Consider the following 20,262-nt stretch of genomic DNA (forward strand, 5'->3'; position numbering starts at 1 on the left):
CCGAGCGCCGCAAGCGACTGGCCGGGCTGCGCGACTTCGACGACCTGCTGGTGCTGCTGCACGAGGTGCTCGCCGATCCGGAGCACGGCCCGCGCGCGTGCCGCCGTATCCGCGCGCGCTACCGGGTCGCCCTGGTCGACGAGTTCCAGGACACCGACCCACTGCAATGGGACATTCTGCGCAGGTCGTTCCACGGGCACGCCACCCTGGTGCTGGTCGGCGATCCCAAGCAGGCGATCTACGCCTTCCGCGGCGCGGAGGTGCTCAGCTACCTGGACGCGGTGGCGCACGCCGGCACCCGTCGTGAGCTCACCACGAACTGGCGCAGCGACGCGGGACTGCTCGCCGCCCTGGACCATCTGCACGGCGGTGCGGCGCTGGGGCACGAGGAGATCCGCGTGTATCCGGTCGCCCCGACCAGGGGATGGTCGCGGCTGTCCGGACCCGGCGAACTCACCACGCCGATGCGCGTGCGGTGCCTGCCGCGCACCGGCGCGGGACCGCTGAACAAATCCGGCTTCCCGGCCGTCGGGCGGATGCGCGCCGAGGTCGCCGCCGATCTCGCCGCGGATATCGTCCGCCTGCTCGAATCCGGCGTATTCCTGGATGCCAAAGCGGAAATCGCCTCTCCCGGCGAAGAGTCGGCCGCTGCCGGGGAGACGGCGCGCAGGCCGATCGGACCCGGCGACATCGCGGTGCTGGTGCGCACCCGCTCGCAGATCGACGTGGTGCGCGCAGCGCTGGACCGCGCGGGCGTCGCCTCCGTGCTGGCAGGTGGCATCAGCGTGTTCGCCACCAGCAGCGCCACCGACTGGCTGTGGGTGCTGCGGGCGCTGGAACAGCCGCATCGCGGCGACCGCGTGCGGCTGGCCGCGTGCACGCCGCTGTTCGGCGTGACAGCGGCCGAGATCGATAGCGGCGGAGCGGATCTGGTCGGCCGGGTCAGCGCCCAGTTGCGCGAGGCGGCGCGATTGTTCACCCGCGCGGGATTCGCGGCCGTGTTCGAGAAGATCTCCACCGAAGCGGGCCTCGCGCAGCGGCTGCTGGCCGTCGAGAACGGGGAGCGGCAGCTCACCGACCTGCGGCATATCGCGCAACTGCTCGATCAGGTCGCGCTCACCGATGGCCTCGGGCTGACCGCGCTGACGCGGTGGCTGGCCGACCGGGTGCGCGATCCCGCCTCCGGCGCCGTCGCCGACCGCAGCCGCAGGCTCGACCGGGACGCCGCCGCCGTCCAGATCGCCACCGTGCACGCGAGCAAGGGGCTCGAATTCCCCGTCGTCTACCTGCCGTTCGCCTGGGACAGCGCCAAGAATCCCTATCCGGCGACGTTGCTGTTCCACGCCGACGACGGCACCCGCGTGCTGGACGTCGGCGGTCCGGATGCCCCGGGATACGCCGAACGCAAGGCGCGCAGCGAGGGCGAGGAGGCCGGAGAGGAACTGCGGCTGCTGTACGTCGCGCTGACGCGGGCCATGTGCCAGATCGTCGCGTGGTGGGCGCCCGCGATCTCCACCGCGGCGTCGCCGCTGCACCGGATGGTCTTCGGGCGCGCCGATCGGGACGCCGTCGTGGCCAACCGCGCCGCGGTGCCCGCGGATGCCGTTGTCGCGCAGTCTCTTTCGGCGTGGGCGCAGACCGCGGGTGCGGCGATCTCGGTGACGGCGGTCGCCGGGACCGGCGACGTCGAGATCCGGCGGGCGCGCACCGCACCCGGGCAGGGCGCATTGGCCGCCGCGCGCTTCGACCGGGTGCTGGACCAGCAGTGGCGGCGCACCTCGTACTCGGCGTTGACCGCGTCCGCGCACGGGCCCGCGGCGGTGGAACCCGACAGTGAACCGGAGGATCCGCGCGGGCCGGGCGACGAGCCCGCGGGCACCTCCCCGCTCGGCGCGGAGCCGGAACCGGCGGGTGCGGCGTCGCTGATGAACGCGCTGCCTTACGGCGCGGAGTTCGGCACGTTGGTGCACGGCGTTCTGGAGCGGATCGACACCGGCTGCCCGGATCTGGCGGCCGAGGTGCGCGACCGGTGCCGCGAGGCGGTGGGCGAGCTGATGGCCGAAATGGATCCGGATGTGCTGGCCACCGCACTGCTGGCGGTGCTGCGCACCCCACTCGAGGGCGGCTGCCTGGCCGACATCGCCCCCCGCGACCGCCTCAGCGAACTCGAGTTCGAATTGCCGCTGGCGGGCGGGGATCGCGTCGGTGCGGGCTCGGCGACGCTGCGGCATATCGCGGGCTTGCTGCGTGAGCATCTCCCGGCGGACGACGACATGCTCCCGTACGCCGACCTGGCGGCGGCGCTGGAGGACATCCCGCTGCGCGGCTACCTGACCGGCAGCATCGACGCCGTGCTGCGCGTGGCGAGCGGCGCGGAGCCGCGATTCGTGGTCGTCGACTACAAGACCAACCGGCTGGGCACCGGCGATCTCACCGTCGCGCACTACACCCGCGACCGCATGGCCGCCGAGATGCTGCGTTCCCACTATCCGCTGCAAGCGCTGCTGTATTCGGTGGCGTTGCACCGGTATCTGCGCTGGCGGTTGCCCGGCTATGATCCCGCCCGGCACCTCGGCGGGGTTCGGTACCTGTTCGTGCGCGGCATGATCGGACCGGAGACCCCCGCCGGGTGCGGTGTCTTCGACTGGCACCCGCCCGCCGCTCTCGTCGTCGCGCTGTCGGCGCTGCTGGCCGGGGAGGCGGCGCAGTGACCTCGATCCAGGTGGCGCAGCGGGGAACCGGGCTGCTGCGCACGTTCAACGAGGCGGGCGTGCTGTCGGCGGCCGACGTGCACGTGGCGCTGCGGTTGGGCAGGCTCGGCCGGGAATCGTCGGAGCCGGTGCTGCTCGCCGCCGCGCTGGCCGTGCGCGCGGTGCGTTCCGGCTCGGTGTGCCTGGAATTGCACCGGATGCGGGAGATCGGCGTCGACGCGGACGAGACCTGGGACGCGGGCGTCGATCCGGCGACGCTGCCGTGGCCGGACATCCCGGCGGTGGTCGACGCGCTGCGGGTGAGCCCGCTGGTGCTCGGCGGGCCCGCGGGCCCGTTGCGTCCGCTGCGGCTGGTCGAATCCCAGGGGGCGGGCGATTCCGGCCCGCTGCTCTACCTGGACCGGTACTACCGGCAGGAGCAGACGATCCGGCGGGTGCTCACCGAGCGCTCCGCGCACCATCCGGTGGTCGATCCGCACATTGTGCGACGCGAGCTGGACCGGTTGTTCGACGCGCAGGCCGGTATCGCGCCGGACCGCCAGCGGCTGGCCGCCGCGCTCGCCGCGACGCACTGGACCACTGTTGTGGCCGGCGGGCCGGGCACCGGCAAGACCCACACCATCGCGCGGATCATCGCCTTGCTCTCCGCGCACCGTGCCGCCGAACCGAAGCTGCCCGCCCTGCGCATCGCGCTGGCCGCCCCGACCGGCAAAGCGGCCGCGCGCCTCCAGGACGCCGTGCGCGAGCAAGCCGTCTCGCTCGGACTGCCCGAACTCACCGCCGCCACCCTGCACCGGCTGCTCGGCTGGCAGCGGGGACGCAGCACCCGGTTCAAGCACCACGAGTTCAACCGGCTGCCCTACGACGTGATCGTGGTCGACGAGACCTCGATGGTCTCCTTGACCATGATGAGCAGGTTGCTCGCCGCGCTGCGCCCGGACACCCGCCTCATTCTGGTGGGCGATCCGGACCAGCTCGCCTCGGTCGACGCCGGCGCGGTACTGGCCGACCTGGTCGCCGGACCGGTCGCCGCCACCCCGAACCCCGTCCTCGACGAGATCCTCGGACCGGAGACGACCGCCGATCACGCCGAGGCGTTGACCACGCTGGAGCGCACCCGCCTGCGCGGCGGCATCGTCCGGCTGACCAGGGGCCGCAGATTCGGCGGCCGGATCGCCGACCTGGCGGTGGCGGTGCGGGCGGGGGACGCGGACACCGCGCTCGAGTTGTTGCGGGCGGGCGGCGACGAATTGTCGCTCGGCGCGCCCGACGAACCGACCGCGGTGCGCGCCGACGTGGTGCGCGCCGCGGGCGCGGTCACCGCCGCCGCGCTCGACGGCGACGCGGCGGGCGCGTTGAGCGCGCTCGAATCGCATCGCGTGCTGTGCGCGCACCGGCAGGGGCCGTTCGGCGTCGAGCGCTGGGACCGGATGGCCGCGGAGTGGGCCGCCGCCGGGGGAGTGGGCCCCGATGCCCACCAGGCGCCGTGGTACCCCGGACAACCGCTGCTGGTCACCGCGAACGACCACGAGGCGCGGATCTACAACGGCGACACCGGCGTGGTCGTGCGCATGCCCGACGGTTCGCTGCGTGCGGCGCTGCAACGCGGCAGCGAACCGTATCTGGTGCATCCCACGCAGTTCCCCGCGGTGGTCACGGTGTTCGCCATGACGATCCACCGCAGTCAGGGCAGCCAGTACGACACCGTGTCCGTCGTCCTGCCGGAGCCCGAATCGACCCTGCTGACCCGGGAATTGCTGTACACCGCGATCACCAGGGCGCGACGGCACGTCCGGATCATCGGCACCGACGAGTCCATCCGCGCGGGTATCGCGCGGCGGGTGCTGCGCGCCAGCGGGCTGTCGCGCCGGGAAGGGGAATCCGGGCCCCGATGACGGAATCTCACGTTCCCGGCGCCCGCGGCGTCTACCCGGTGTGAGCCTGCCCCCGTTCGAGGAAATAGTGGCCGAATACGGCCCCATGGTGTTGCGCGTCTGCCGGGCGGTGCTCGGCCCGTCCGACGCGGCCGACGCCTGGTCGGAAACGTTTCTCTCGGCGCTGCGCGCGTTTCCCGGTCTCCCCTCGGAGACGAACATCGAGGCATGGCTGGTGACCATCGCGCATCGCCGCGCGATCGACGTCGGGCGAGCGCTCACCCGCGCGCCCGTCCCGGCCGAGTCGTTGCCGGAACGTCCCGCCACCGCCCCGGGACCCGCCGACTACGACCCCGACCTCTGGGCCGCCCTGCGCGCGCTACCCACCAAGCAGCGCCAGGCGGTCGCCTACCACTACCTGGCCGGGCTTCCGCACGCGGAGATCGCCGAACTGCTCGGCAACTCGCCCGACGCCGCCCGCCGCGCCGCCGCGGACGGCCTGAAGACCCTGCGCAAGCTCTACCCGAAGGATGAAGCATGATGGCCACCCTCGACCGCGGCGACGGGTTGTCGCGCGCCCTGACCCCCGACGCCGACCTGCTCGCCACCCTGCACGCGCGACTGACCGCCGACGCCGAAGCGGCGGGCCTGCTCGATGTCGCCTACCGCCTGCTGGACACCCCCGTCGGGACGTTGCTGCTGGCCGCGACGCCCGCCGGACTCGTTCGCGTCGCCTACCCCACCGAAGACCACGACACGGTGCTCGCCACGCTGGCCGCCCGGATCAGCCCCCGTATTCTCGCGGCGCCCGCCCGGCTGGACGCGGCGGCGCGGCAGATCGAGGAGTACTTCGCGGGCAGCCGAACGCATTTCGACCTGCCGCTGGATCTGCGGCTGGCCGCGGGATTCCGCCGTCAGGTGATCGAGCATCTGCCCGCCATCGGCTACGGACAGCGCGCGAGCTACGGCGCGGTGGCCGCCGCGGTCGGCAACCCGCGTGCGGTGCGCGCGGTCGGCTCCGCCTGCGCCCGCAATCCGCTGCCGGTGGTGATCCCGTGCCACCGGGTGGTGCGCGGCGACGGGTCCATCGGGCAGTACGTCGGCGGCATCACCGCCAAGCACGCGCTGTTGAGCATGGAGGCGGCGTGAGCGCGCGCAGCAGCGGCGTGAACCGGGACGGTCATCATCCCGCGGACCCGACACCGCCCGCAGAACTCACGGAATCCGGCACTTCCCCGGCCGAGCGCGTCGAGGCCCAGCCGTGGCGGGCGCTGCTCGAGGAAATCGACGCCCACGGCTGCGCGGCGACCGGACCGATCCTCACCCCGGCCGAGTGCGCCGAGTTCACCGCCATGTGGGACGACCTCGCCCGCTTCCGCTCCACCGTCGACATGGCACGCTACCGATTCGGCGAAGGCACCTACCGGTACTTCGCGAATCCGGTGCCCGAGCCGATCATGGCTTTGCGAGCGGCCTTCTACCGAGGACTGCTGCCGTCGGCGCGATCCTGGGCCGAGCGGTTCGGCGACCCGGCTCCGTGGCCGGACGACTTCGCGGACTGGCTCGACACCTGCCACGCCGCGGGCCAGACGAAGCCGACCCCGATCCTGTTGCGCTACCGCCGCGGTGACTGGAACGCCCTGCACCGGGATCTCTACGGCGAACTGGTCTTCCCGCTGCAGGTCGTCATCGGCTTGGACCGGCCCGGGATCGACTACAGCGGTGGGGAATTCGTGCTCGTGGAACAGCGGCCGCGCGCCCAGTCGAAAGCGACCGTCTCCGTGCTGGAACAGGGGCACGCGCTGATCTTCACCACTCGTGATCGGCCGACGCGATCCAGCCGAGGGTGGTCCCGCGCCCCGATGCGCCACGGCGTCAGCCGTGTGCGCGGCGGCCTGCGGCACACATTGGGCCTCGTGCTGCACGACGCGCAGTAGCCGCCGGCGATGGCCGCACGCCCGAATTTGGGAATATTCGGAAATGGCCGCCGAGCGGAATTGGTAGGCGACACAGGATCGCTCGAACATCTGGCGGCCCGGCCGGGCGATGTTGTTGACTGCGAATTCGAGCCCTCCTACTCGGGGCCAGGAGTCCGACATGCCCGAATATTTGCAGCGAACAGGCGCGGCACTCGCCGCGGTCCTCACTTTGGCCGGTGCGTTGATCGCGGGCGCGCGGCCGGTCCGCGCCGACCCGCCGCAGAGCGTGGTGGCGGCAGACGCCTCGCGAATAGTGGAAACGCGTTTCGAATCCGACCGGCAATCGGAACTCGAGGTGTATTCGGCCGCGATGAACAGCACCACGCGGATTCGTCTGCTGCGCGCGGCCGATCCGGATGAGCCCGCGCCGACGTTCTATCTCCTCAACGGCGCCGACGGCGGCGCGGACAAGAATTGGCTCGAGGGCACCGATCTCGTCGATTTCTTTCGCGACAAGCAGGTGAACGTCGTCATCCCCTTCGGCGGCGCGGGCAGCTACTTCACCGACTGGCGCAGCGACGACCCGGTGCTGGGCAGGCAGCGCTGGTCCACCTTCCTGACCAAGGAGCTGCCGCCGCTCGTCGACGCCACGTTCAACGGCTCCGGAGCGAACGCCATCGCAGGCATCTCGATGGGCGGGACCTCGGTGTTCCAATTGGCCATGGCCGCACCGGGTCTGTACCGCGCGATCGGTTCCTACAGCGGCTGCGTGCGCACCAGCGATCCCGCGGGCCAGGCGATGGTCCAAGCGGTGGTCACCCAGCAGCGCGGCAACGTCGTCAACATGTGGGGGCCGCCGAGCGATCCCGCGTGGCGCGCGAATGATCCGTACCTGCACGCGGACCGGCTGCGCGGCCTCGCCATCTACGTCTCCACGGGAACCGGGCAACCCGGGTCGATGGACACTCTCGACGGTGTGCACGGCGACATCTCGCACCTGCTCTATCAGCTGGTGTTCGGGGCACCGCTGGAGGCGGTGGCGAATCTGTGCACGCATCAGTTGCAGGACCGGCTGCGCCAACTGGGTGTCGCGGCGACCTTCGATTTCCGGCCCAACGGCACGCACTCCTGGGGTTACTGGCAACAGGACCTGCACAATTCGTGGCCGACGATCGAAGCGGCGATCCGATGACCCGCAAAGAGGCAGCGGTGGCGCTCGGCTCGTTCGGGGCGTGCCTGATCTCGGTCTTCATGCAGATGATCGATGTGACGATCGTCAACACCGCCCTTCCGGTCGTCACCGCGGAGCTGCGGGCGACGCGGTCCGAACAGCTGTGGGTGGTGGCCGGTTACTCGCTGGCCTTCGCCTGCGTGCTGCTCACCGCCGCGCGCGTCGGCGCGATCGCCGGGCGCCGCCGGATGTTCCTGTGGTCGGCGGCGGCCTTCACGGCGGCCTCGGTGTGGTGCGGGATGTCCTCCAGCGCGACGGAACTGGTGATCGCCCGGATCGTCCAGGGTGTGGCGGGGGCGGGAATGGCGGCGCAGACCATCGCCATCATCACCGCGAGCTTCCGGCGCGAGCACCATCAGTACGCCTTCGCGGTGTACGGCGCGACAGCCGGTTTCGCCGGCATGCTCGGCCCGATCCTGGGCGGCGCGCTGATCACCCTGGATCCGTTCGGGCTCGGCTGGCACGCGATCTTCCTGATGAATCTGCCGCTGGGCGTGCTGGCGATGGCGCTGGCCGCGGGGTACCTGCGGTTGGGTCCGGCGACGGACCGGGACCCGCTGGATCTGCGCGGGACCGTGGTGGCCACCGCGGCGCTGTTCCTGCTGCTGTTCGCGCTGTCGGACAGTCAACAGGCGGGCTGGCGTCCGTCGCACGGGATGTACGTCGCGGGCGCGGTGGTGCTCGGCGCGGTGTTCGTGGCCCACGAGCGCGCGACGCGCCGCCGCGGCGGCCGCGCGCTGGTGCGGCTGGACCTCTTCTCCGACCGGGGCTTCGCGGTCGGATCGGCGCTGGTGATGATCTTCTTCGGCCTGTTCACCGCGTTCGTGTTCACCGTCTCGATCCTGCTGCAGGACGTGCTGCGGTTCTCCGCGCTGCGAACCGGTGTGGCGATGACACCGTTCGCCCTCGGCGCGGGCGCGGGCGCGGTGCTGTCGCCGATATTGGTGGGCCGCTGGGGGATCCGGGCGCTCGCCGCCGGAATCGCCGTCTTCGGCGGGTGCGTCCTGGTGGGGGTGGGATACCTGTACGTGGAATCAGGGGTGGTGAACTTGCCGCTGGTGATCGGACCGGTATTCCTCGCAGGCCTCGGGGTCGGGGTGTTCGGGGTGCCGCTACAGCCGCTGATGCTGGCGGATCTGGACGATCGGGCCATGGGTGAGGCGTCGGGTTTGCTTCCCACCATCGAACAGATCGGTAATTCGGTCGGACTGGCGGTGCTCAGCGCGCTGTTCTTCCGCGCGCACACGCTGTCGGGCAGCATGATCATGCTCTCCGCCATCGCCGCCGCGGCCCTCGGCCTCGCCGCGCTCACGCTGGCGCTGCCGGACCGCGCGCGGGCGGCCGCGAGTCCGTGGAGCTGGTCGACCGCGAACTGAGCGCTTCCCCGAGCAGCACGCTTTCCGGCACTGATCGCTGAGACCATCCGGCGCGACGGCGACTCGTCGTGATCACGGGTGCCCACCAGGCGACGATTTGTTCTCCGCGCCGCGCTCGCGGAGGGACACCCCTCCCGCGCGGGGCACTAGGGGCGTTCGGAGCTCTGGACGGCTTCGGCGCGGGCTTCCTCGGCCTCGGAAGTGTTGTGCCGCACGCCCCGTCGCAGCCAGGACGGAGCCCACCAGCAGGCATCGCCGAGCAGGCGCATGATCGCGGGCACCAGCAGCATGCGCAGGATCGTCGCGTCGATGAACAGCGCCGCGACCATGCCGAAGGCGATGTATTGCATCATGACCAGATCCGACAGCGCGAAGGCTCCGGTCACCACCAGCAGGATCAGGGCGGCGGCGGTGATGATCCAGCCCGTGCGGGCGATGCCGGCGCGTACCGCCTCCGTGGTGGTCGCGCCCGCCGCCCGCGCTTCCACGATGCGGGCGAGCAGGAAGACCTCGTAGTCGGTCGACAAGCCGTAGATCACGGCGACGATCAGCACCAGCACCAGCGCCATGATCGGCTGCGGGGTGAAGTCGAGCAGACCCGCGCCGTGGCCCTCGACGAAGATCCAGGTGAGTACGCCGAGCGTGGAGCCGAGCCCGAGCAGATTCAGCATCGCGGCTTTGAGCGGCAGCACCACCGAGCCGAAGGCCAGCACCATCAGCACGGTGGTGACCAGGAAGACGAGCGCGATCATCAGCGGCATCCGGCGCAGCAGCGCGTCGACGCTGTCGCGCTGCTTCGCGGGCTGCCCGCCGATCAGCACCGTCGTGCCCTTCGGCAACGGCATGGAGCGCAGATAGTCGATGGTCGCGTTCGCGTCGTGCGCGTCACGCAGCACCGTCGAGGTGGTGAAGACGTTCGGATGCCCCGGTCCCTGCACCGCGCGCGGGAACGGCGCGATGAGGCCAGGGGCCCGGCCCGCCTGGGCCACCACCCCGTCGACGTCGGTGGTGTCGTGGGTGATCAGCACCAGGTCGACCGGGTTCATCTGACGCAGCGGGAAGACCTGATCGAAGTGCTGCTGCGCCGTGCGAGCCGGATGCTGCGGCGGCAGGAAGCGCTCGGAGATGCCGCCGAAGGCCACGTCGCGCACCGGGGCGATGAGTACCACCAGGACGGCCACCAGCGGAACCGCCACCGCCAGCGGCCTGCGCATGACCCACCCGGCGACACGGCCCCACGGATTGTCCCGCTCGCGGTCGCTCGCCCGGCGCGCGTGGAAGCGGTTGAAGCCCAGCCGATCCACGCGCCTGCCGAGCACGGCCAGCATGGCGGGCAGCACCGTGATCGAGATCAGCGCCGCCAGGGTGACCGTCACCATCGCGCCGAAGGCGAACGAACGCAGGAAGCCCTGCGGGAACAGCAGAATGGCGCCCGCCGCGACGACCACGATGATCGCGGAGAACACGACGGTTCGTCCGGCGGTCGCGACCGTGCGCCGTACCGCCTCGGGCACCTCGTGACCGTCGGCCAACTCCTCGCGGAACCGGCTCACGATGAACAGGCCGTAGTCGATGGCCAGGCCGAGACCGATCATCGAGACCACCGGAGAGACGAAGGAGTTCACCTCGGTCACCGTGGTCAGGGCGCGAATTATCCCCCACGCCCCCAGCACCGTCAGCCCACCGACGACGAGCGGGAGCGCGGCCGCCACGACGCCGCCGAACAGGAAGAACAACAGCACCGCCACGGCGGGAACGGCGAACAGCTCCATCCGCCGCTGATCGTGGGCCATGGTGTCGTTGAGGGCGGCAGCGACCGGCTGGCCGCCGGCGACCTCCATGTCGATGCCCGGTATCGGGAACTCGTCGGCGACCGTCCGATAGTTGCGCATCACCAGCGTGTCGTTGCCGCCGCGAATGGCGACGGAGGCGAAGGCGTAGTCGCGGTCGGGGGAGCCGAAGACATCCGGTAGGTCGAGTCCGGTGTCGGTGGGCCAGTAACTGGCGTTGATCTTCGTGATCTGGTCCGGAAAGCGTTGCGGCAGGCTGTTCAAGTGGCCGACGACCGTCGCGGCGAAAGCGGGATCATCGATCGTCTTGCCCGCCGGGGCGTGGAACAGCAAGAGCACGTCGGCGATGTGGTCGTGGCCGAATGCCTCGTCTTTGAGCCGAGCCGCGCGCGCCGATTCCGAGGTCGGATCGTCCCACCCGCTGACGCTGAGGTGATCGCCGAGGCCGAGGCCGTACACACCCAGGGCGAGCAGTCCGGCGACCATGACCCCGATGACCGTGAATCGCCGCCGGACGAGCGTATCGGTCCAGCGCGTGAACTCGGCGAACAATGCCGCCTCCTATTCGATGACATCGCATTTCGACGCGGGTTCGAACGGTGAAAACCTAGCAATATCAATGTTTTTCGCCAGCGCGGAAGCCATAGTTTCGAGATGCCACAAATGGGTCGGCGGATGAATTGTGAACTGTCCCTGAGTCCGCGACGGCGGGTGTGGCGGCCGTTACGCTGAGGCCGTCGCCAGCTGCGCACACGCTAATTCGTGAATCGCCGAAGAAAATGGCGGTCAACCTGATCCGACCCGGAGGATATGCATGTCGGATATCGCAATCGTCGGCATCGGCTGCAGGTTTGCAGGCGGAATCGACTCGCCCGACACCTTTTGGGAATTCGTCCTGGACAAACGCGACGGTGTGGTCGAGATGCCGGCCGATCGCTGGGATTACCGCCGCTACTACGACCCGGAGCCACGTACGCCGGGACGCAGTTACACCAAGCGCGCGGCATTCATGACGATCGACCCGTGGGAGTTCGACCCGGACTTCTTCGGCATCTCCGCCCGTGAGGCGACCGTGCTGGATCCGCAGCAGCGGCTGATGCTCGAGGTGACCTGGGAGGCGCTCGACGACGCCGGGATCGCGCGGCACGCGGCGGGCCGATCGATCGGCGTCTACGTCGGCGGGTTCGTGGTGGACCAGTCGGTGATCGGCGTGGTCGGCCCCGCCCTGTTCCACACCGACATGCACACCCCGGCCAGTGCGTCCTACACGATGCTGTCCAACCGGATCGCCTACGCTCTCAATCTGATCGGTCCCGCGCTCACGGTCGACACCGCGTGCTCGTCGTCACTGGTCGCCTTTCATCTCGCCTGCCAGGCGCTGGAGAACGGCGACTGCGAGGTGGCGCTCGCGGGTGGCGTGAACGTCATGCTGCAGCCGGAGACCTTCGTCCTGATGTGCAAGGGCGGCTTCCTGGCCGCGGACGGCCGCTGCAAATCCTTCGACGCCTCCGCCGACGGCTACGGACGCGGCGAGGGCGCGGGCATGGTGGCGCTGAAGAAACTCGACGACGCGGTCCGCGACGGCGACCGGATCTACGCGGTGGTCAAGGCGACCGGCTCCAATCAGGACGGCCGCACCACGGCGATCACCGTGCCCAACGCCGAATCCCAGGAAAACCTGGCCCGTGCGGTGTGCGTGCGCGCGGGACTGGCGCCGAACGAGATCACCTACGTCGAGGCGCACGGCACCGGCACATTGGTGGGCGATCCGGTCGAGTTGCGCGCGCTCGGGCGGGTGTTCGGCGCGCCCGCCGGGCGCACGCGCTCGCTGGGCGTCGGCTCGGTGAAGTCGACACTCGGTCACACCGAGGCCGCGGCCGGCGTCGCGAGCGTGATCAAAGCGGCGCTGGCCATCCACCATCGCACCATCCCGCCGCAGGGCTGGCTCGACAAACCCAATCCCGACATCCCGTTCGACGAGCTCGGACTGCACGTCCAGCTGGAAGCGGAGGCGCTGCCCGACGACGCCGGGCCGATGACGATCGCGGTCAACGGCTTCGGCTACGGCGGCACCAACGCCCACACCATCCTGCAGGAGTTCCGCCGGGAACCCAGCGCGACCAACGCGCCCGCACGGCATCTCGGTGTGCTGCCGATCTCGGCCCGCAGCACCGGCGCGGCACGTGCGCTGGCAGGCCGGTTCGCCGATCTGATCACCGCGGGCGCCGATCCCGGCCGGCTGGCCGAGGCCGCCTGGACCCGCATGGCGCACCATCAGTACCGCACGGGCATGCTCGTCGGTGAGACCGCCGACCTGGTCCGGGATCTCCACCTGTTCGCCGCCGGAGAGGGGCGCGACGCCGCGCGGACGATCGCGGCGCGGACCACGGAGCCGGTGTTCGTGTTCTCCGGCATGGGTCCGCAGTGGTGGGGGATGGCCCGCGAATTACTGAGCGGTGAGAGCGTTTTCGCCGATACCGCCGCGGCGATCGACACGGAGTTCCGCGAGATCGCCGGCTGGTCGATCATCGAGGAACTGCTGCGACCCGAGGAGGAGTCCCGGGTCGCCAGGACCGAAGTGGCGCAACCGGCCAACTTCCTCGTGCAGGTTGCGCTGGTGCGGGAGCTGGCGGAGTACGGCATCCGTCCCGCGGCCGTGGTGGGGCACAGCGTCGGTGAGGTGTCGGCGGCCTACGTGAGTGGCATGCTGTCGCTGCGCGACGCGGTCCTGGTGGCCTATCACCGCGCCCGGTTGCAGGCGACCACCGCGGGCTCGGGTGGGATGCTCGCGGTCGGAATGTCGCCCGAGCAGGCCCGCGGACTCGTCGGCGACGACCCGCGGGTGGACATCGCCGCGATCAACAGCGCGAGCTCACTGACCTTGTCCGGCGAAATCGACCGCTTGGACGAGATCGCCGAAAAGCTCACCGAGGACGGTATTTTCGCTCGCCGATTGCGCGTCGAGGTGCCGTACCACAGCCGGTTGATGGACCCCATCCTCGACGAGCTGCGCGCGGCGCTGGCCGGGCTGGAGCCGAAGGCGCCGACCGTGCCGCTGTACTCCTCGGTCACCGGCGAACGGGTGACCGGCCCCGACTGGAACGCCGAGTACTGGTGCGCGAACGTGCGCGAGCCCGTCCGGTTCGCCGACGCAGTCACCGAGCTGATCGCCGCGGACAGCCGGGTCTTCCTGGAGGTCGGTCCGCACCCGGTGCTGTCGGGCAACATCCGCGAGACTCTGCTGGGCGCGGACGTCAACGGCACGACGGTGCCGACACTGGATCGCAAGCAGCCGGATTCGGAGAGCCTGCGCCGCACCCTCATCGGTCTCTACGCCGCGGGCGTGCTCGACCTCGACGAGCTGTTCCCCGCGCGGGACCCCGCCACACCGCACGTGCCACTGCCGCGTTATCCCTGGCAGCGGACCCGGCTGCATTCGGCGCTTCCGCTATTCGAGCAGGCGCGCCTGGGCAGCCCCGGCACCTACGCCATGCTCGGCGATCCCGACGTCGAGGGCAGGCCGGACTGGCTGCTTCAGGTCGGCACCGAGCTGCTGCCATGGCTGGCCGACCACGTCGTCAACGGCGTCAAGATCATGCCGGGCGCGGCGTACCTGGACGCCGCGCTGAGCGCCACGGCCTCCCGTCTCGGTGTCGAACGCGTGGCGCTGGAACAGGTCCGGTTCGTGGCCCCGCTCATCATGGGCGCGCCGGACGTGCCGCTGGTGGCGCTGACCGTCGAGGAGGCCAGCGGCCGCTTCCTGCTCCGATCGCGTTCGGCGACGGGGACGGCCTGGACGGTGCACGCCTTCGGCCGGACACTGACCGGCAGTCACAAGCCCACGAAGGTCACGGTTCCCACCCTGGACGTCGGTCTCGACGTCGACCCGCAGATGTTCTACACCGGCCTGGCCGCGGCGGGGCTGCAGTATGGTCCGGCCTTCCGGCGCGTCACCTCCGCGCGCGTCGGCGCGGACGCGGTGGTCGCGACGGTCGACGGCACCATCGCCGCGGACTCCGGACACCTCGCCCACCCCGCGGTGGTCGACGCCGCGATGCAGTCCGCGGCCCTGCTGTTCGCGGACGCCAGGATCGATGAAGGCACGCTGGTTCCGGTCGGTGTCGCGGCGGTGCGGCTGGTCGCACCGCTACCCGAGCGGATCACCGTGGTCGCGCGCCGCGATCCGCGGGCGAGGTTGCGCGCCGACGTGGATCTGCTCGACGACGAACACAACCTCGTGATGCGATTGAGCGGTTTGCAGATCGGTGCGCTCGCGCCGGGCCAGGATCCGCTGCATCGGATGGTCGACTTCTACTACGCCGAGACGCTGGAACGACGCGATCCGCTCGATCCCGATGCGCTGCCGAAGGACTCGGTGACGACCGTGATCGTCGCGCTGGGCGGCAACTGCCGTCGTGCGGGGCAACTGGCCGCCGCCCTCCCCGGCTCCCGGCTCTACGTGGCGGGCGTCGCGGGCCGCGAACTCGCCGCCGACCTGGCCGCGACGCTGGCGGCCGCCAAGGCGGAGGGCACCGACCGGCTGCACGTCTGCGTGGTCGCGGGGACCGTCGAGGACGATGTCGCCGATCTGTGGACCCTGGAGCGGATCGCGGTGGCCCTCGACGAGTTCGTCCACCCCGAGATCGCCGACGAGGGGCCCAAGAGCGTCTTCGGTGAGGGATGGTGTCACGCCACGCTGGTGACCGAACGGGCGTTCGCGCTGCCCGGCAGCCCGATCCCGCCGAATTCGAATCATGCCGCGCTGGCCGGCGCTCGCCGGGTGCTGCTCAACGAGCAGTCGGCGCTGCGCTGGCGGCTGATCGACGTGGAACCCGACACCGAGATCACCGATCTGATCGGGGAACTGGCCGTACCGGGCGCGTTCTGGAACGACAACCTCGACGAGGTCGTCCTGCGCGCGGGCGAGCGCTGGGCTCCGTTGGTGACCAAGCCGCTGCAGGAGCGCCTCGATACCCTCGACACCGCCGAACCGCTGACCGACCCGGAGGCCAACTTCGCGCTGGAGCTGCCGCGGACCCGGATGCTGTCGGCGTTGGCCTGGCGGCAGTGCCCGCGGCGCGAACCGGGGCCGGGCCAGGTCGAGGTCCGGATGAAGATCATCGGTCTGAACTACAAAGATCCGCTCAAGGTCATCGGCCTGCTCGGCGAGCGCGAACTCGCGCCCACCTATTTCGGCACCGTGCCCGGCATGGAAGGCGTCGGCGAGGTGGTGCGCGTCGGCGACGGGATCACCGATCTCGCCGTGGGCGAGCTGGTCGCGATCGCGGCCAAGGGCATGATGCAGCGCTACGTCGTCGTCGACCGGCAGCTGACCATTCCGCTGCCGCCCGACGCCGATCCCGGATACTGCACCAGCACCATCGCCTTCGGCACGGCCGAGTACGCGCTGCGGGATCTGGCCCGGCTGGAGCCGGGCGAGACGGTGCTGATCCACGGCGCCGCGGGCGGTGTCGGCACGGCCGCGATCCAAGTGGCCAAGGACCGCGGGGCACGCATCATCGGCACCGCGAGCACCGACGAGCGCCGCGCCCACGTGCTCGCCCTCGGCGCCGATCACGCGATCGACTCGCGCTCGCTGAACTTCGTCGACGACGTAATGGAGCTGACCGGCGGCAAGGGCGTCGAGGTCGTGCTCAGCAGCGCGCCGGGGGAAATCCTGCGCCAGAACTTCAACGCCGTCGCGGAATTCGGGCGCATCGTCGAGGTCGGCAAGGCCGACATCTACACCGGCGGACTGCTCGAGATGGCCAACTTCGACAAGAACGTGGCGTACTTCTCGATGGATCTGGACCGCTTGGTCGCCGTCGACGCGCAGCGGCTGACCCGGCTGCTGCAGCGGGTCTACGAGAAGGTGCTCGCGGGCACCTACCAGCCGCTGCCGTACAAGCTGCTGGAAACCGACGAGGTGGGCAAGGCCTTCGAGGAGACCATTCGCTCGACCGGCCTGGCCCGGATCGCGTTGCGCATGGATTCACCCACTCCGGCGGTGCGGCCCTACCTGCCCGAAATCGAGATCGACAGCACCGCGACCTATCTCGTCACCGGCGGGTTCGGTGGATTCGGGATGGCCATCGGGCGCTGGCTGGTGCTGCGCGGGGCGCGGCGGCTGGTCCTGCTCGGCCGCGGCGGGGCGAGCACCGAGGAAGCACGCAGGCAGCTCGAGGCGTGGCGCACCGTCGGCGTCGACGTGGTCGAGGAGCGTGCCGACGTGACCGACCCGGAGGCTGTCGCCACGATCGTCGCGCGGGCCCACAGCGTCGAGCATCCGCTGCGCGGAGTCTTCCACGCCGCGGGAGCCGTGGCCGACAACCGTTTGGCGGCGATGCGATTCGAGGAGCTGGCCAAGGTGTACCGCCCGAAGGTGCACGGCGCCCGGGTGCTGCATCGAGCCGTGGCCGATGCCGGGATCCGGTTGGACATGTTCGTGCTGTGCTCCTCGGGCGGTTCGATGTACGGCATCTACGGCCAGTACAACTACTGCGCGGCGAATGTGGCGGTGGAGTCGCTGGCCGAGGAATGGTCCATGGAGGGTGAGCGGGCGCTGTGCGTCGGCTGGGGTCACCTGTCGGGTGCGACGGGCGGCATGGCCGCCGACGAGACGGCTCTCAAGTACCTCGATCTGGTGGGCTTCGATCCGATCGACATGGCCGACGCGACCGCCTATCTGGAGCAGACGCTGCGCCTGGGCGACGCTCGCGCGGCGATCATCCCGACCGACTGGGCCAAGCTGACCGGTACCTTCCCGCAGCTGACCCGGACGGGCCGCACGATCGCGCTCGCCCAGTCCTCCGCCAAGGACACCTCCGAACTGGCCCGGTTGCGGGCCGAGGTGGCCGCGATCGAGGAGAACAAACGCGGGGCCTTCGTCGCCCGCAAGATGGCCGGGGAACTCGCCGTCGTCATGGGTGTGCCGGTCGAGTCGATCGACATGACCGTTCCGGTGCCCGAACTCGGGCTGGATTCGCTGATGGCGGTGGAACTCGGCGCGCGGGTCACCAAGACCCTCGGCATCGACCTGATGTCGCTGCAGATGGGCCGATCGTTCAGCCTGGAGCAGGCGGGCCCGAAGGTGGCGGAGCTGATCCTTGCCGCGGATTCCGGTCAGGCGCAGCCGGTTGCCGACCTCGTTCCGTCGGTGGCGGGACCGGCGCCGTCCAACGGCGCCGCAGGCGAACCGGTGCCTGCGTTGGCGGGGGCCGAGGCCAGGCCGTGACCGACCGTCGTCGAAACGAGGTGGCATCGTGGTCGGTTTCGGGCTGATCGATGAATGGGAGCCGGCGCCCGGCAGGCTGGTCAGTTGGGCGGCGTCACCGGAGTCGGTGGCGCGCGCCCGGCGGGCGCCGGTGCACCCGGCACCGCCCTCACACCAGCAGGAGCAATATCTTCGGCTCGCCGCTCGGCACGCCCAGGCGGAGTTCCGGTACTCCGGCCTGTGCCTGGTGACGGCGGAGATCCCGGCAGGCGGCCTCGACCCGGCCGCGATGACCCGGGCGGTCAACGCGTTCCTGTTGCGCCACGACACCTTTCGGACCTGGTTCCGGATCGACTCCGCGGGCACGATCGAGCGTCACCTCGTGCCCGCGGAGGACGTCGAGTTCGTCCCGATCGACTACGGCCGCGTCGACGAGGCCCGCGCCATCCGCGATCACGTCCAGAAGACGACGCCGGGACCCTTCGACTGGGACTGCTTCACCTTCGGCGCGATCGAACGCGAGGAATCGACCACGGTCTACCTGGCGGTCGATCATCTGCACACCGACGGATTCGGCCAGTACCTGTCCGGATTCGACCTCGCGCTGCTGTATGTGCGCGAAGTGTGGGAAGACGTGGGCATGCTGGCCCCCACTGCCAGCTACCTCGACTACTGCACCGCCGAGCGGGAGTACACGAGCCGGATGACGCTCGCCTCACCCGGCGTGCGCAAGTGGCTGGAGCTCATCCGCGGCAACGACGGCGAACTGCCATCCTTCCCCTTGGATCTGGGCAAGCGCACCGATGTGTACAACCGCAGCGCACACCGCACGATCACCCTGTTCGACGAGCACACCGCGCTGCGGTTCGAGCGGGTCTGCCGCGCCAACGGCGCGGAATTCGTCGGTGGCATCTTCGCCGCGGCGGCGCTGGCCGAGCGCGAACTCATCGACAGCGACTATTACTTCGGCATGACGCCGGTCAGTACCCGCAGCAGCGCCGCCGAACGCGCGTCGGTCGGCTGGTACGTGACGTTGCTGCCGGTGGCCTTTCCGATCGGCGCCACCACCACGTTCGCGCGCGCCGCGACCATCGCGCAGCACGCCTACGAGAACGGCCTGCGCCTGGCCCCCACCTCGTTCCAGCGCGTGGTGGAACTGCTTCCCGCCGACTCCGATCTGGATCTGAAACCGGGCTGGTCCACGCCGATGATCTCGTATGTGGACACCAGGGAGCTGCTCGGCAACGAGTTGTTCGACCTGGGCTCGTGCGGGCTGTACGCCAATCGTGCCGCCTCCGAACAAGTGCTGATCTGGATCAACCGGTTCGCGTCGGAGACCACGCTGAGCGTCATCTACCCGGACACCCCGGTGGCGCACGGCTCCATCGAACGCTACGTCGCCACCCTTCGGCGCGTGTTCGCTGCGGCGGCCGAGGACACACTGTGAGGAGAACAGGTGCACAGCGCATTTCGTGACCCCGGAATTCCCGACGGAGAGAAGTCCGTCTACATCGCCACCATCGCCGACCGGGCGCCGAAGCTCGACCTGGTCAGCGTGGTCGCCCACGACGGCGACGGCTACCGCTCGATCGTCGAGGCCGGCCTGGGAAACGGGAATTTCGCGATGACCATCGAGCAGCGGTTCTCGCGCTCGGGAGATCGGCTCCTGGCCGAGCACTACCGCGCCGAAACACGCTCGGGCACAACGGTGGTCAGCCGCGAGGAGGCCAACTTCCTCGACACCGTCCATCTGCAGTTCGGCGGCGGGATCGCGCCGTTCCCGGCCGATCTGATGCCGCTCGCCGGTGGCCTGACCCTGCTGCGCGGCCTGGACTTCGCCGAGGGCGCCGAGGAGTGCGTGGATCTGTGGCTGGCGTTCTCGGTGCACATCCCGCTCGGCGCCAAAGTGGAGCAGCGCACCGTCGTCGAGGTACCGGCCGGGCGCATCGGCTGCTGGCAGGTCCGGCTGCGGCCGCGGTTGTCCGGACTGAACATGATGCTGGAGAAGGTGCTCGCCGGATTCCTGCCACCCGCGGTGGCGCATTTCGACGCGGCCCCGCCCCACCGCCTGGTCCGCCTCGGCTTCCCGACCGGCCCGATGCCATGGGATCCCCGCGGCCTACTGGAACTTGTTGCCTAGCAACCTGT

General features: G+C 70.4%; 11 protein-coding genes. 10 read left to right on the top strand and 1 reads right to left on the bottom strand.

Going from position 1 to position 20,262, the window contains the following annotated elements:
• The 7 genes from NG1_RS31085 to NG1_RS31115 form a co-directional block, all read left to right on the top strand.
• Positions 1–2,711, top strand: a 2,711-nt coding sequence (locus NG1_RS31085; RefSeq protein WP_062976809.1) for a UvrD-helicase domain-containing protein, incomplete at its 5' end; no start/stop codon positions are given.
• On the top strand, positions 2,708–4,606 hold the full coding sequence (gene recD / locus NG1_RS31090; protein ID WP_062976811.1) for an exodeoxyribonuclease V subunit alpha: 1,899 nt from the start codon (positions 2,708–2,710) through the stop codon (positions 4,604–4,606). The genes NG1_RS31085 and recD, both read left to right, overlap by 4 nt.
• 46 nt (positions 4,607–4,652) lie before the next feature.
• The gene (locus NG1_RS31095) at positions 4,653–5,126 is read left to right on the top strand and encodes an RNA polymerase sigma factor (protein ID WP_062976866.1); all 474 of its coding nucleotides are present in this window, start codon (positions 4,653–4,655) and stop codon (positions 5,124–5,126) included.
• Positions 5,126–5,734: a methylated-DNA--[protein]-cysteine S-methyltransferase gene (locus NG1_RS31100; protein ID WP_051175156.1), complete on the top strand. Its 609-nt coding sequence runs from the start codon at positions 5,126–5,128 to the stop codon at positions 5,732–5,734. The genes NG1_RS31095 and NG1_RS31100 overlap by 1 nt, the downstream gene beginning before the upstream one ends.
• A gap of 122 nt (positions 5,735–5,856) precedes the next feature.
• Positions 5,857–6,522 carry a 2OG-Fe(II) oxygenase gene (locus NG1_RS31105; protein WP_062976868.1) on the top strand — a complete coding sequence of 222 codons (666 nt, stop codon included), beginning with the start codon at positions 5,857–5,859 and terminating at the stop codon, positions 6,520–6,522.
• Positions 6,523–6,682: 160 nt separating this feature from the next.
• Positions 6,683–7,696, top strand: coding sequence for an alpha/beta hydrolase (locus NG1_RS31110; protein WP_062976813.1), 1,014 nt, complete (start codon positions 6,683–6,685; stop codon positions 7,694–7,696).
• Positions 7,666–9,111, top strand: a complete 1,446-nt coding sequence (locus NG1_RS31115) for an MFS transporter (RefSeq protein WP_245660134.1) — start codon at positions 7,666–7,668, stop codon at positions 9,109–9,111. The genes NG1_RS31110 and NG1_RS31115 overlap by 31 nt, the downstream gene beginning before the upstream one ends.
• A gap of 146 nt (positions 9,112–9,257) precedes the next feature.
• On the opposite strand, the gene NG1_RS31120 is transcribed toward NG1_RS31115, so the two are convergent.
• A complete protein-coding gene (locus tag NG1_RS31120) occupies positions 9,258–11,453 on the bottom strand; it encodes an MMPL family transporter (RefSeq protein WP_084499331.1) in 2,196 nt (731 codons plus the stop codon).
• 262 nt (positions 11,454–11,715) lie between these two features.
• On the opposite strand from NG1_RS31120, the gene NG1_RS31125 reads away from it, so the two are divergent.
• From NG1_RS31125 to NG1_RS31135, 3 genes are read left to right on the top strand one after another with little or no spacing between them, the layout of a single operon-like run.
• The gene (locus tag NG1_RS31125; protein WP_062976817.1) at positions 11,716–18,135 is read left to right on the top strand and encodes a type I polyketide synthase; all 6,420 of its coding nucleotides are present in this window, start codon (positions 11,716–11,718) and stop codon (positions 18,133–18,135) included.
• 28 nt (positions 18,136–18,163) lie between these two features.
• Entirely contained in the window at positions 18,164–19,561 is a 1,398-nt protein-coding gene (locus NG1_RS31130) for a condensation domain-containing protein (RefSeq protein WP_062976819.1), read from the top strand.
• Between the two features lie 9 nt (positions 19,562–19,570).
• Positions 19,571–20,254: a hypothetical protein gene (locus NG1_RS31135; protein WP_062976821.1), complete on the top strand. Its 684-nt coding sequence runs from the start codon at positions 19,571–19,573 to the stop codon at positions 20,252–20,254.
• The last annotated feature ends 8 nt before the right edge of the window (positions 20,255–20,262 follow it).

The sequence above is a fragment of the Nocardia gamkensis NBRC 108242 genome (assembly GCF_001612985.1).
Taxonomy (GTDB): domain Bacteria; phylum Actinomycetota; class Actinomycetes; order Mycobacteriales; family Mycobacteriaceae; genus Nocardia; species Nocardia gamkensis.

Bases quoted from the DNA above. Each gene is read 5' to 3' on its own strand.
- NG1_RS31100 (WP_051175156.1), top strand. From the start codon at position 5,126: ATGGCCACCCTCGACCGCGGCGACGGGTTGTCGCGCGCCCTGACCCCC.
- NG1_RS31110 (WP_062976813.1), top strand. From the start codon at position 6,683: ATGCCCGAATATTTGCAGCGAACAGGCGCGGCACTCGCCGCGGTCCTC.
- NG1_RS31125 (WP_062976817.1), top strand. From the start codon at position 11,716: ATGTCGGATATCGCAATCGTCGGCATCGGCTGCAGGTTTGCAGGCGGA.